Here is a 12,998-nt window from a genome sequence, read left to right on the forward strand (position 1 = left end):
GCTTCCTTTGATAAATTAATAATAACATTCAATTGTGTAGTAACTATGGAACGTTAGTGAAGATTATGTGAACGTTCTGAAAATAATTTGAGCCGAGAGGCTCTTTTTTAATTGCGATAATGCAACGAGGAAAGAGAGGAAAGTATGGAAAAACTAAAGGAATTAATATGTGGACTAATAGGCGTTATAGGTGGAACAATTGTAAGTATGTTAGGAGGTTGGAGCGCAGATCTTCAGACCCTTATTACATTCATGGTAATTGATTTTATCATGGGACTAGTTGTAGCTTTTGTATTTAAGAAGTCAACTAAGACAGAAACTGGAGCAGGTGAAAGTAATGCTTGCTTTAAAGGTCTTTGTAAGAAGGCTGTAATGTTACTTATCGTTTTAATTGCGTACAGGCTTGATATAACTCTACAGGTTAACTATATTCGAACAACTGTAATTATTGCATTAATCGTAAACGAACTTATAAGTATTATTGAAAACGCAGGATTGATGGGAGTTAAGTTTCCAAAAGTGATTACTAATGCAGTAGATATACTACAAAAGAAATCAGAAGAAAGCGAGGGGAAATAATATGAGTAATATAGAACAGTGCAGAGATATAACCGAATTGAATTGTTTATGTCAAATACAACTCAATCAAGCTATAAAAGATATAAAGATTGCAGGTATCAATCCTCTCATTGTAGAAACATATCGCAGTCAAGTAAGACAAAACTATTTATATAGTTTAGGACGGACTGTTAAAGGTACAAAGGTTACATGGACCCAAATTAGCATACATACTAAAAGAAATGCGGTTGATGTAGTGCCACAACGTATTGTAGACGGTAAAATGACAGCCATCTGGAATGCAAAAGATAGTGAAACTAAGAAGATCATTTCCATTATGCAAAAGTACGGTTTCGAAGCAGGAGCAAACTGGGTAACTAGTCCTGATAGCCCACACTTTCAAATCAAAGGTGTGAGTACAAAAGGGAAGTCGTACTCATTAACTAATACAAATTCTTTTATTACAAAGATGATACAAAAGGCACTTAATGAAAAGATAAATGCAAAATTGACTGTAGATGGTAAATGGGGAGCAAATACAACCAAGGCAGTCAACAAGTTCCGAAAGAAATTTGGTTGGAAAGAAGATGGCAAGGTAGGTGTAGAAACACTTAAGAAGTTATTGGCCTAATGTAACTTGTTAGATGTACAAGTTTTGCACAAGATGTATGCAAGATACTTATAATTAGATAAATATATTTATATCTAGTTATATAAAAGTAACCACATTTCGTCATTGTAAATACGCTGTTTTATAAACATTATATACACTTATACTAACTAATAATATATAAATTATATTTCCGCAGGTCGTGGGTTCAAATCCTACTGCCCCTGTCATGAAAGTCTTGTAAACATTATGTTTACAAGACTTTATTTGACTAAAGTTTTAAGCGTTTGCACAAGATTTTGCACAAGATTATAGAAACTTGTGCAACTATATAATCGCATTTTCAAATATATCGACTGTTTGTTGCTTCATTTTTTTGGTAACATGAGAGTAGGTATTCATTGTAATTCGAATATCTGTATGACCTAATCGTTCTTGAACATCTTTCATGATAGCTCCATTCTCAATCAGTATCGTTGCATGCGTGTGACGGAGCATATGAAAGTTAAAATCGATATCTAGTTTATTCTTAACTTTCTTTGCCAGATATTTTAGTGTTTGATTAGTTAAGATTTCTCCATCATCTTTTCTACATATAAATTCAATATCTTCTGAGTTATCAACTTTTTCGTTATGAACTACTATATGTTTCTGTCCATCATCTTCCTCTATAGTATAGCAGGTTGATTTATATTCTTGGCCAAGGATTAGTTTGAGTTGAAGTTGTTTCTTCCTTTCTGCTTTTAATGCCAACATAAGGGTATTACCGAAGTTAACAGTACGAGGTTTACCACCCTTAGTTCGACCAAGTTCCCATTGTTTCAGCTCCGTATTATAGAACATTGATTTATTAACTCGTATAGACATATCATTAAAATCAATATCACACCATTGTAATCCACATACTTCACCAGCTCTTAATCCAGTATGGTAGGAGATTAGTATTGGAAGATAATACATGGTGTTCATATTTAATTCAATGATCTTATGATATTGCTCTGTTGTAATGATTTTTATGTTCGTATCTTCAACAATATCAAGAAAGGTATCTACGTTTTTATTTATCTTTTTCTTTGTAACATATAGCATAGGATTTGATTTGATATAGTTCTTTGGATATACAGCATACTTAAATGATCCGTTTAGTACTACAAAGTGTGCTTTTAGAGTACTTGCAGCATAATCCTTTTGTTTACTATCAACGTATTGTTGGAGATCATCAATCGTAATATCTTTAATCTTTTTCTTTCCAAGAGCAGGTACAATGTGATTATTGATTGCATTCAAATAATCGCTCCTGGTACCATGTCTTAGTATATCTTTTACACACTCATCAAACCAAATATTCAGTAGTTGCTCCAATGTAATACTAGATGGCGTAAATATTTCTCCATCCGCGTTTGCTTGAGCAATCTCTGCTTGCATGATTTGCTGTGTTTCTTTCTTATCTTCCGTACCTGGTTTATAAACGTTTTTACCATTTATACAATATCTATAATACCATTTATTACCACGTTTTATGAGACCACCTTTAGTAATAGCCATAAAATACCTCCTAAGAATAAAAAATAGCGTGGTTGACTAAACCACACCAAAGATGATAAAATAACTTTGCGAGAGTATTGTATCAGATTTGGTCTGGTATAGTATGTATGCCGTTCCTGTTAGCACAGGAGCGGTTTTTCTTTATCTTTGAGTTAATTTATTCTGTTCTCGTTCGATTTGCTTAATACTTTTACCTGGTGTAGGTAAATCCTCTGGCATAGTTCCACCTAGTCTTTGTATTGTATCTCTTACTTCTTTGCCAACATCATAGTGAGCATTATTTGCTTTTTCTTTACCTATTATGTTCTCACGTCGTAATTTACTCTCTGTTTGAGTGGCTCGGAACAAATTGGCAGCTAGTTCTTCATGTCCCATATAATCTAAAATATCTTGGCTCTTCTTTAGTTTTTTTCTTACATGAATATCTTTCTTTGTTAAGCCACCATATAGACCTTGGTAACCACTATTTGTGAAAATAGCATAGTCAATTGGTTCTATTACACCAGCATTGTGTGCAGCATCTGCTAAGGATTTGTTATGTTCCTTCATTTCCTGACGAATAGCCAATCTTTTTTGATCATCATTTAAGTTATCGTAATCATCTATTAATTCTTGTTGTCTAGTTTTGATTGCAAAATATGTTTTACCAATAGCGACTATTTCTTTACTTGGGTCAGCATTCATAACTATGATATAGCATGCATAACGCGATAACATAATATCATTAATCTGTTTTAAAGTAACACCAGCTTCTACGATTTTGTTGGTGTCAACAAAATGGTCAGAAGTACTGTAATTACTTGATTCACAAGTTAATTTTGCTTTGTCAATAACATTACAAAAGTTACGCCATTCTTTATATTCTAGAGCTGTTTGCAATTCTCTAGCATACCAGAATTCCTGACCAGATTCGTTAATATGTTTTATAGATTCAAAAAATGATTCTGTATAGTTATTACGTTCTTCTTCGGTAGCGTTTGCTGGTAGAACACGATTTTCAAATTCTTTCAATTCCTTTTCAAAATTCAACATTGGACCTCCATTAATAATATATTCTGACAGCGTTGGAATGGTATTTTCTATAGAATAAAGCTACCGATAGTTTGTCCAATATTAACGATATCGCAGTTTCCTGTGAATTCGAATTTTACTTTACCTAATCCACTAAAGTAGATTTCAAGTTCGGAATCTAAATCAAAAGTACCAGATGTTTCAACAGAGAATGCTTGTATTTTTGAATATGGGAGAGAAGAGAAATCTTTTTTCTTTCCTGTAATACCTTGTACGTTAAGAGCAATGACACGTTTATTTGTGAATGTTACTGAATCACGTATTCCTTTGTATACTCCGATTATTTCCTCACCTGGTATTAGTAATTTAGATAATGTTGAACTAACATCATTTTCCTTTGCTTGCTTTAGTTTAAATAGTGATCCATTCTGAAAATCAATCATTTTAAATACCCCTTTTCTAAATTTATATTAGTAATATTGCAACACCTATATTTTACCAATGTATATAGAAAAAATCTACTATAATTAACTATATTTACTCATATTATGAGTTATTATAATATATATAAAATAAAAAAAGAACAAATGTTCGATATAAGTATTGAAAAATATTCCATATCATCATATAATATCAATAGCTACCTTAGAGCGTGCGTACATACTGGGGGGATAACAGTTGAAAAAACACACACAAAGCAATCATGAATACAAATCAAATATCTGTAGGTTACTTGATAAAGTTGATAATATGGAAGATTTGAAACGTATACAGAATTTAATTGAGTACATAATAACATCTAAATAATCTGCAATAGGATCTAGCTTGCTAGGTTCTATTTTTTTTCTGTAATTTCATCAATAATCTTTTCAATCACAGCCCATTCAGATTTATCAAGTTTAGCAAATGCTTTAAATGTACGTTTAGCAATGTCATTTTCACCTGTCATTATGTAATCTATTCGTGTCATAATATCTGCTTCAATATCTGAAAACATTTCACCTTTGCCAGTTGTAAGCCAAAGATAATCTACATTATATTCTCTGCATATAGATTTTATCATTTGCTCTGTCAAATTGTTTCTTCCAGATTCTAATAAGCTAACAGCTGATTTTCCAACTCCGATGCGTTTACCAAATTCATCTTGACTTAGTTTAAGTTCTTTTCTTAATTGCTTAATTCTCTCATTCATAATTATATCTCCTCCTGAAAAGATAGTAACACAAAAAGTTTGCAGAGTCAACAAAAAAGTATTGACAAAGTTTACATAATGAATTATTATGTTTGTAGAGCAAACAAATAAGCGAGGTGATATAAATGAATAATAAGAAAGAGTTTACATCTATTGAAAATGTATATGAAAAGTTCAAGAAACTGTCTGATATTGAAAAAGGGTACATAATCGGTAGAATGGATCAAATTCTAGTTCAAGCAGAAGGTAAAAAAGCAAGTTAGTGTTTGGGGAAGAGAGGAGGTGAGAGAGATGTGCAAATGCTATTATCTTGACTGTAATAGAAAAGCTGTTGTTTTAGATAATGTGGAAATCGCCCCACAGATTTTCCAACAACATAAAGTATGTAAAAAACATGTGGGACGAAAACTAGAATACATTACACGAACTGGAAAAAAATAAATGGATATAACCAGTTTTACTTAATTAAGTGTGTATTTTTTCCATGGTATTTGAGATATGTGAATATTCGCTAGAAAATTTACAATGTCTTTTCTACCATGATATGTAGGAATACCTCTAGAGTCTTGTGCCATCAAAACCACTGGTATTCCTCCAAAAACAATTGAGTATTTATTTCTCAATGGCTCTCTATCAGAGCTATTAAGAACATGTGGTTTAACAACAACAATACCAAAAGTTATTCCTTGTTCTTTAATTACTGCACCATCAAAGTTCATAGTATTTTCTCCTCTCTTATGTACTCGGTTTTGCAGAGCCTGTAAGTACATTATAGGAGAAAATACAAATAATTACAAGAAAGGAGAGTGTTTATATGCCAGACGAATGGTTAACAACAACACAAGCATCTAAGATACTTAAATGCTGCAGGGGTACTCTAATTACGTATATTAAAGCAGGTTTAATACCTTGCGTAAAGATAGGTACACATCTTAAGGTTCGCAGACATGCGTTAGAAGAATTCATGATTTCATGTGAGGGGAAAGATATTTCAGATCCTACTAATGTGAAGTTAATAAAAGAAGTAAGTTAAAGGAGGAGAACATGAAGCAGCCAAAGAAACCGACAAGAAACCAAAAGGAGATTATTAGTAATAACATGCTTATTGTTAAGAACTGGTTTGTAATTGGAGAAACAGATTTCTACCTACACGTTATTAATGTTATTACTGGCACCAAGAAGATGATCACGAAGTTTCCAAAAAAAATATGCGCCCCGGTCACCAACCATAAAGCGCATATATCATAAATCTTTATTCATTTTATCATTACTTACAATTTAATGCAATAAGGAAATGAGGGATTGATTTGAGATTAACCCGTAGTAATCCTATCTTTGGAGTAAACAATAAGACGTATAGAATACCATTTGCTACAGAAGAACTATTCAGAGAGCAATCATTTATAGGTGAGAGAGCAATTCTAGGTAAAATTGCTGATGTATTAGGTGCATATGAGGACCTAGGAACAGTTGAGGAACTTAGGAGTATGAAATGTGAATTATCTAAGTTAAAAGGAGGAAATTAATGATAAGTAGTAATAAAGCATTAATGTTAGTAAATAATGTTAGTTCAGAAATTAATAAGCTTATTAGTTTGACTAAAAAGGGTGATTTTAGTGAGATAGATGAAAACATTGGATATGATGAGACAAGCCAGGAAGAGAGATTACTTGAGAATGAGATTTATAAAGTATTAGAGGACCTTGATTCTATTAATAGAAAAATCAAGTATTTACAATTACCAATTATGGAACAAGGTCAATTGAAAAAGAATAAGCAAGGCCGTTTCGTACTTGGAGATCATGAGTTCCATTGTGGTGAGACTATTGAGGTTCTTTTATACGATGAATTTAGTAATAGATATGATTGGAGCATATCACGTATGGAACATAATGGTAAGGATTATTATGCATCTGGTAATTCTGATAGATGTCTCAACAAAGTAACAGCTAGAATCAGAGAATATCAGAATTAATCAGAGTAAATCCGAATAAATCCGAGTTAGTCAGAGTTTATTCGAGTAAATCAGAATAAATCAGAGTTGGAGTGATAGATTGAGCAGATTAGAGTTTATCGTGCTATCAATTCTTTGCAACAACGAAGCAACTAGTAAATTTCAATCAATGACAGTTTTAGAGATTCAGCAGACTGAGAATTTTGAGTATGAATCTAATACATTCTATAAGCTGCTTAAGAGGTTCGTTGAATTAGGAGCTGTTGGTGTTGGTGCAAAGGACGGTAGAGCAAACACATATTATATAACCAAAAAGGGCAAGGAAATGATTGAGGAGGCAAAGAGAGAATGAAGAAGCGAATAGGTTTTATTGCTATTGGGCAAGCAGGAGGTAACATTGGTAAGTTATTTGAATCAAAAGGTTTTAGCGTATTGTATGTTAACACTTCACAAGAAGATTTGGACACGCTAGATCATGTTAAGTTTTCATACCATATCAACAACGGAGAAGGGTGTAACAAAGACCGTAACAAAGCTAAGAATCTTGTTATTGATGATTATGACAATATAGCGAATGAGATTGATACTAAGATTCTAGCTGACATGTTATTTGTGATATTTGCATCCGGTGGTGGGACTGGTTCAGGTACAGCGCCTATGTTGATTGATATGTTGATTTCAGATGGTAAGCAAGTCGGAGTTATTACTGTAATTCCATCAGAGGGCGAGAGCATTCGTTCACAGATTAATTGTTACGAAGCATTTAGTGAGTTAGTGAATATTCAAGGTACTGGAACATGTTTTATCATTGATAACAATCGAGGGAACAAACTTGATCTAAACAAGAGATTTGTTGATAAGTTCTGTAAATTCCTCGAAGTCAGTAGTCACAAGAGTGTCAAAGGAATTATTGATAAGGCTGAGTTGCTTGAAACACTAGGTACGCATGGTATGTCTTATGTGATTGATAGTAAGCCAGGAACGGAAGATTTGTTAAGTAATATTCAAAACAGTCCATATGCTCCTTTGGAGTCAGATTTAGCCATTAAGTATATTGCAATATCAGTTGCAGGAGATACGAATCTAGATGATCTACAGAAGAAAGTAGGAACACCACTTGATACATATGTTACTTACAACGATACAGCAAACATTTGTTGTCTTGTTGGTCTAAGTTATCCACAGACAAGGCTTGATAGTGTGTATAACTTGGTTAATAACTCCAAGGAAACTATTGTTAAGAATTTGAATGCATCGAAAGAATCAAAATTAAAAACTGATGTAGATTTTCTTCAATCGATGGAAAAGCCAACTGTAATGAAAGACGAGGTTAAGCCAAAGTCAAGAAGGGACATCATGAGCAAATACATTAAGGGGTGAGGATAAATGGAACACAATTTTAACGTAGAGGTTGCAGAAAAATTAGGAGTTATACCAGCTGTAATACTTAACAATATTTACTTCTGGATTAAATTTAATGAAGCCAATGAGAAACACTTCCATGATGGTTGTTATTGGACATTTAATTCTAAGAAGTCGTTTAAAGAATTATTCCCTTATCTGACTGAAAGACAAATCAGTTATTCGCTTCAAAAATTAATTGATAGTGGTTACATAAAAACAGCTAATTACAATGAATTAAAGTATGACAGAACTTTGTGGTATGCATTAACCGAAAATGGTTATTCCATTTTACAAAATTGTCAAATGGAAAGTACAAATTTGTCCAATCGATTAGACACCATTGTCCAACCAATACCAGATATAAAACCAAATAATAAACCAGATATAAACACAGATAAAAAGAAGTCGGTTAAAACCGACGTTGTGTATGACAAAGATGAGAAGGTCAACCAAGCAATCTTAGATTTTATTGCTTTTCGTAAAGAGATTAAATCTAAGATGACAGATAAAGCAATTGAGTTAATGGTGGATAAGCTTAATAAATTAGCTTCTAGCAACAAAGATAAGATTGATATTATTAACCAGTCTATCGAACGTGGTTGGAAGGGGTTGTTTGAACTTAATAATGACCAGACAAATAACAAAGGGAATCCGACAAGTCCAAACAAGTTTAATAATTTTCCTCAACGGCAGTATACGAACAATGATTATTCAAGTTTGGAACAACATCTGCTTAACAAGTAGACGAGCTGTTAATAACACATTAGTGATTATTATAAAAATCAAATCTGGAGGTAATAGTTATGGCAAAGAAGATTAATCTTAATGAGTTTGCTGGTGGAGCACTCAATGAAAAAGTTAGTCAAGCGTTCGGACAAGTCATGAAGAACATGCAAGATCCTAACACAAGTTACAAGGACAAAAGAAAAATTACGGTTGAATTAGTATTTGACCAGACAGAAGAAAGAGATAGTTGTGATTGTACGGTAAGTGTTAAATCTAAATTAGCACCTGTGCTTCCAACCAAAACTCAGTTCTTCACAGGTAAAGATCTAGACACAGGAGAGGTTGATTTTGAAGAGTACGGAAGCAAGAACACCATGAAAGGTCAGATGGAGATTAGAAGTAATGGTGAAGTTGAAGAAGCTGGTTCAAGCGTAAAAGATGTGAAAGACATTAGGGACTTTCGAAAAGCAGCAAACTAATAATAATTAAATCCGGAGGTAATTAAGATGATTCAAAAAGCATTAGAGTATATCGTTGGTTTATCAAAAGCAGAAATTCAAGAGGTTAATGGTTCAAAGTATTCAGACAAGAGACTTACAAGAATCGATGAGGATTTAAGAGCAGAGCATGTCTCTCTCTTTACACTAAACAGTTTAATTGACTACATAAAGAGCAATACAGATACGATTAAAGGAAAGTGCCTGGTTCATGTTGTATCACCAACAGAGGTAGAGCTAATCAGTGAATTGGATAAGGACAGAAAGAGAGAAACGCTTGCTTATGTTACAGCTAGTATTCCTAAAATCAATTTGAACAGCTTCATGAGTCAAGAAGAATTCATTATCATGATGCAGAGTCAATTCTCGAATGATAAAACACAGCTAAATGAAAAGGAAATCGTACTACAAGTTGCTGGTAATGTGCTTGATAAGACAGTAGCTGATTATGGTGATGATGGAATTACCCAGAAAGTAACAATCAAAACTGGAATTGCTACTAATGATGATGTCAAAGTACCAAATCCTGTAGTATTAGTTCCTTACAGATCGTTTCAAGAGATACTACAAGTCCCATCAAGTTTTGTATTCCGTATGAGACAAGGTGACAGAGGGGTATCGTGTGCGTTGTTTGAAGCAGATGGCGGAGCTTGGAAGATAGATTCTGTATTAAGGGTAAAGCAGTTCTTACAGAACCAACTTGAAGGAATAGATAATATTACAGTAATCGCTTAGAAAGATGATTATATTTACAGTTGGGTGGTGGGGCAACCACCCAACGTTAAAAAGGAGTGAGATCTATGGGGAGTAAAACAGAGGTACTACAGAACATAAGTGAAGCAATTAAAAACAATATCAATGATGCAGCACATAGTTTTGTTAGTACAGGATATTATCTTAAGCAAGTAAGAAATGAGAACTTGTTTTTAGAACTGGGATATAAAGACGTCTGGGAATATGCATGTGATGAATTTGGTATTAGTAAATCAAATGCTAGTAGATTTATGAAGATAAACGATAAATTCTCTATCGGTGGTAATTCTACAACGCTATTAGAGCAGTACAATAATTTTAGTTATAGTAAACTACAAGAAATGTTGACACTTGATGAAGAGCAGCTAAACAACATTACTGATGATATGACAGTCAAGCAAATTCGAGAGATTAAGAAGCCAGATGTAGAAGTGAATGATAATCAACATGATGATGTTGAGGAAGAAGATGATAATGAACTAGAAATGAATATGACTGTTCATTTTGACGATGAAGATATACCTCAAGAAAACGATGAAAATATAAAGATTAATATCGCTGTAAATGAGTATCAAGAAGATGAGGTTGAAGATATAGACAATGATGATCCAGGTGCGACGTCGCAACAGGAAGATGAATTTAATACTATGGATTGTGAAATTGAACATGTTATTGGAGAAGTAGTTACTGAAACGACAGAGCAAGAGAATAATGATGTCATTATAAATGTGCCAGAGACTGTTAGAAGTAGGTGCTTACATGATGAATTAATTGAATGTAACATTCATAATGCTAAAGATATTGCTTTATCCATAGGGGCTGATTGCAAAGGTATATGTTGCAAGAGTTGTGAAGAAAGCTGTGGAGCTAGATGCAACTACTCGGCACATGATATCAAAGTAGAGAAAGATGTTATTGATACAAAAGGAATTGTTATTAAAGAGCTTAAGAAACCATTATTTACTGCGAAACAACACTTAGAAGATGCAATAAAGAAAGAGGAAGAGATACTTGAGCAAATGGAATCTTCTTGGAAAGAGAATCAACCAGATACTCTTTTGAAACATCAGACTTTGTTATTAGCTTACAAATGTCTACTAACCGATATGGAATACCCTGCACCTATACAAATAATTCAAGAGCAACCAGAATTATCAATACTAAGAAATAACGAGCAACGTAAAGAATTTATAGACAACTTCTTTGATTGGAAGATATGGATAGATCAACAAGAAACTTCTGAAAGATATTATAGGTATGATTTTGATAATGGTGTAAGCTTCGTAATAAGAGTAAGCATGATACATGCATGGGAGAGCGGTAAATATTCAAAAACTTCGTCATGGGGAAATGCAGAATACTTTATTATGGGAGCTGATGATAAATATTACAAGGGTGTAACCAAAACGTTCAAAGAATCCTCAAGTAATAAGTCTGCAATGATTGATTATTTGAAAGATTATCAAAAGAAGGAGTGATATCATGGATGAAACAATGGTAGCTAAAAGAAAGAATTTTGATCAAGAAGTTTTGTTGCAATGGGACGAAGTACATATAATAGCCCAAATGGTGAAAAATGATGAAGCTAGAGTAGTAAAAAGAAATGGAAGGCTTTGTACCATTTTAAATAGGACACTATAGGTGGAAAATGGTGAAAATTAGCACATTGATAATTGAATATAAATAGTTGGAATGGTATAATTTAACTATTACAAAGGATTGTGGAGGGGATACAATGAGCATTATAGTAAAAACACCGTTTAAATCAGATGGTTTGGAAACTGATCCGATGGTATATGGTTTACGGCCTTCTGAATTAAGGCAAGGAATTATTCAATTATATAATGATAAAAGTTTATTGATCACAGGTTCCAGAGGAATTGGCAAATCATCTTTATGTTATCAATTACAGAAGATAATGCAAGGAGATAATATTATTTTAAATAGATGTGGATTGGATATTTCAATGCACGAATTTATAACAATTAATTATATCTGTACACCAGATGATACCTTGGAAACAATAGTATATAGTATTTTAAATGAATTGGAACGTAAACTAGTGGATTGTAATAAAAAATACAAGTTAAAACTCAAAGAGTTCGATGTGCAGATATTTGGTTTCTTAAAAGCCAAAATAGAAAATAAATCTACTGAGAAAGAGCAATTTGTTACATTGGTTAATTCATTCGTCGAAGTTATACATAGTTTTAGAGAAACATATGTAGACCCTCATATCAATATTTCATTAGATGAATTAGACCAAATAAAATCTGATTATAATGTAGCACATTTTTTAAAAGCTGTATTAGAACAATTAGATAAAAAAGGTGAAGGGAGGTTTCTATCGTTTATATTAGTAGGACAAAACTGCTTATATAATTTACTGTATGATAAGCAACCTGCTTTTCATAGGTTAGTCAAACATATTCGTTTGTTTCCATTAGACGAGGAAAATTCTAGCTATGTTTTAGATGCATGCTTGAAGAGGGCTAAAATTTATACTGAGATACTTGATGATGCAGAAAGATGTTTTTTGAGTTTAACAAATGGATATCCATATTTTATACAGTTATTGGGTGATGAAACATTTAATTGTATGTTATCAAGGTATGTCAACAAAAGGGAAATATTAACTATAAAACTGGATGATGTCCTAAGTGGCTTAAAAAATGTAATTATCTGTGAACAACAAAGATATGAAATATTAATAGAGCAGTTAGATGATAATATAAAAAGTTGTATATT

The 12,998-nt window shown here is 32.7% G+C and carries 22 protein-coding genes; 17 read left to right on the forward strand and 5 right to left on the reverse strand.

Annotated elements, in window-relative coordinates; all coding sequences use genetic code 11:
* The first annotated feature begins 144 nt into the window (after positions 1-144).
* Positions 145-579 carry a phage holin family protein gene (locus tag ACW2QF_RS03635; protein WP_455714635.1) on the forward strand — a complete coding sequence of 145 codons (435 nt, stop codon included), beginning with the start codon at positions 145-147 and terminating at the stop codon, positions 577-579.
* Position 580: 1 nt separating this feature from the next.
* Entirely contained in the window at positions 581-1,189 is a 609-nt protein-coding gene (locus ACW2QF_RS03640; protein ID WP_455714636.1) for a peptidoglycan-binding protein, read from the forward strand.
* A 306-nt stretch (positions 1,190-1,495) separates the two neighbouring features.
* On the opposite strand, the gene ACW2QF_RS03645 is transcribed toward ACW2QF_RS03640, so the two are convergent.
* From ACW2QF_RS03645 to ACW2QF_RS03655, 3 genes are all read right to left on the reverse strand, one after another.
* A complete protein-coding gene (locus ACW2QF_RS03645) occupies positions 1,496-2,713 on the reverse strand; it encodes a tyrosine-type recombinase/integrase (protein ID WP_455714637.1) in 1,218 nt (405 codons plus the stop codon).
* Between the two features lie 141 nt (positions 2,714-2,854).
* Positions 2,855-3,745 (reverse strand): DNA damage-inducible protein D, encoded by an 891-nt coding sequence (dinD, locus tag ACW2QF_RS03650; RefSeq protein WP_455714638.1) that lies wholly within the window; start codon positions 3,743-3,745, stop codon positions 2,855-2,857.
* A 47-nt stretch (positions 3,746-3,792) separates the two neighbouring features.
* The gene (locus ACW2QF_RS03655) at positions 3,793-4,167 is read right to left on the reverse strand and encodes a PH domain-containing protein (protein ID WP_455714639.1); all 375 of its coding nucleotides are present in this window, start codon (positions 4,165-4,167) and stop codon (positions 3,793-3,795) included.
* A gap of 235 nt (positions 4,168-4,402) precedes the next feature.
* On the opposite strand from ACW2QF_RS03655, the gene ACW2QF_RS03660 reads away from it, so the two are divergent.
* A complete protein-coding gene (locus ACW2QF_RS03660; protein ID WP_455714640.1) occupies positions 4,403-4,531 on the forward strand; it encodes a hypothetical protein in 129 nt (42 codons plus the stop codon).
* Positions 4,532-4,559: 28 nt separating this feature from the next.
* On the opposite strand, the gene ACW2QF_RS03665 is transcribed toward ACW2QF_RS03660, so the two are convergent.
* Positions 4,560-4,916, reverse strand: coding sequence for a helix-turn-helix domain-containing protein (locus tag ACW2QF_RS03665; RefSeq protein WP_455714641.1), 357 nt, complete (start codon positions 4,914-4,916; stop codon positions 4,560-4,562).
* Positions 4,917-5,041: 125 nt separating this feature from the next.
* On the opposite strand from ACW2QF_RS03665, the gene ACW2QF_RS03670 reads away from it, so the two are divergent.
* Positions 5,042-5,179, forward strand: a complete 138-nt coding sequence (locus ACW2QF_RS03670; protein ID WP_455714642.1) for a hypothetical protein — start codon at positions 5,042-5,044, stop codon at positions 5,177-5,179.
* 28 nt (positions 5,180-5,207) lie between these two features.
* Positions 5,208-5,357: a hypothetical protein gene (locus ACW2QF_RS03675; RefSeq protein ID WP_455714643.1), complete on the forward strand. Its 150-nt coding sequence runs from the start codon at positions 5,208-5,210 to the stop codon at positions 5,355-5,357.
* A 20-nt stretch (positions 5,358-5,377) separates the two neighbouring features.
* Here the strand turns inward: ACW2QF_RS03675 and ACW2QF_RS03680 are convergent, their stop codons facing one another.
* On the reverse strand, positions 5,378-5,635 hold the full coding sequence (locus ACW2QF_RS03680) for a hypothetical protein (RefSeq protein WP_455714644.1): 258 nt from the start codon (positions 5,633-5,635) through the stop codon (positions 5,378-5,380).
* A gap of 95 nt (positions 5,636-5,730) precedes the next feature.
* Between ACW2QF_RS03680 and ACW2QF_RS03685 the strand changes: the two genes are divergently transcribed.
* From ACW2QF_RS03685 to ACW2QF_RS03740, 12 genes are all read left to right on the forward strand, one after another.
* The gene (locus tag ACW2QF_RS03685; protein WP_455714645.1) at positions 5,731-5,949 is read left to right on the forward strand and encodes a helix-turn-helix domain-containing protein; all 219 of its coding nucleotides are present in this window, start codon (positions 5,731-5,733) and stop codon (positions 5,947-5,949) included.
* An 11-nt stretch (positions 5,950-5,960) separates the two neighbouring features.
* Complete coding sequence (locus tag ACW2QF_RS03690) at positions 5,961-6,164, forward strand: DUF6906 family protein (protein WP_455714646.1); 204 nt, start codon at positions 5,961-5,963, stop codon at positions 6,162-6,164.
* 59 nt (positions 6,165-6,223) lie between these two features.
* Positions 6,224-6,442: a hypothetical protein gene (locus ACW2QF_RS03695; RefSeq protein WP_455714647.1), complete on the forward strand. Its 219-nt coding sequence runs from the start codon at positions 6,224-6,226 to the stop codon at positions 6,440-6,442.
* A complete protein-coding gene (locus tag ACW2QF_RS03700; RefSeq protein WP_455714648.1) occupies positions 6,442-6,891 on the forward strand; it encodes a DUF5348 domain-containing protein in 450 nt (149 codons plus the stop codon). The genes ACW2QF_RS03695 and ACW2QF_RS03700 overlap by 1 nt, the downstream gene beginning before the upstream one ends.
* A gap of 79 nt (positions 6,892-6,970) precedes the next feature.
* Positions 6,971-7,222, forward strand: coding sequence for a hypothetical protein (locus ACW2QF_RS03705; protein WP_455714649.1), 252 nt, complete (start codon positions 6,971-6,973; stop codon positions 7,220-7,222).
* Positions 7,219-8,250 carry a hypothetical protein gene (locus ACW2QF_RS03710; RefSeq protein WP_455714650.1) on the forward strand — a complete coding sequence of 344 codons (1,032 nt, stop codon included), beginning with the start codon at positions 7,219-7,221 and terminating at the stop codon, positions 8,248-8,250. The genes ACW2QF_RS03705 and ACW2QF_RS03710 overlap by 4 nt, the downstream gene beginning before the upstream one ends.
* A 6-nt stretch (positions 8,251-8,256) precedes the next feature.
* The gene (locus tag ACW2QF_RS03715; RefSeq protein ID WP_455714651.1) at positions 8,257-9,018 is read left to right on the forward strand and encodes a hypothetical protein; all 762 of its coding nucleotides are present in this window, start codon (positions 8,257-8,259) and stop codon (positions 9,016-9,018) included.
* 59 nt (positions 9,019-9,077) lie between these two features.
* A complete protein-coding gene (locus ACW2QF_RS03720) occupies positions 9,078-9,479 on the forward strand; it encodes a hypothetical protein (protein WP_455714652.1) in 402 nt (133 codons plus the stop codon).
* Positions 9,480-9,506: 27 nt separating this feature from the next.
* On the forward strand, positions 9,507-10,232 hold the full coding sequence (locus ACW2QF_RS03725) for a hypothetical protein (RefSeq protein WP_455714653.1): 726 nt from the start codon (positions 9,507-9,509) through the stop codon (positions 10,230-10,232).
* A 65-nt stretch (positions 10,233-10,297) separates the two neighbouring features.
* A complete protein-coding gene (locus ACW2QF_RS03730; RefSeq protein ID WP_455714654.1) occupies positions 10,298-11,728 on the forward strand; it encodes a hypothetical protein in 1,431 nt (476 codons plus the stop codon).
* Positions 11,729-11,732: 4 nt separating this feature from the next.
* Positions 11,733-11,891: a hypothetical protein gene (locus tag ACW2QF_RS03735; RefSeq protein WP_455714655.1), complete on the forward strand. Its 159-nt coding sequence runs from the start codon at positions 11,733-11,735 to the stop codon at positions 11,889-11,891.
* A gap of 94 nt (positions 11,892-11,985) precedes the next feature.
* A partial coding sequence (locus tag ACW2QF_RS03740) for an AAA family ATPase (protein ID WP_455714656.1) occupies positions 11,986-12,998 on the forward strand: 1,013 nt, incomplete at its 3' end.

Source organism: Anaerosporobacter sp. (assembly GCF_965301125.1).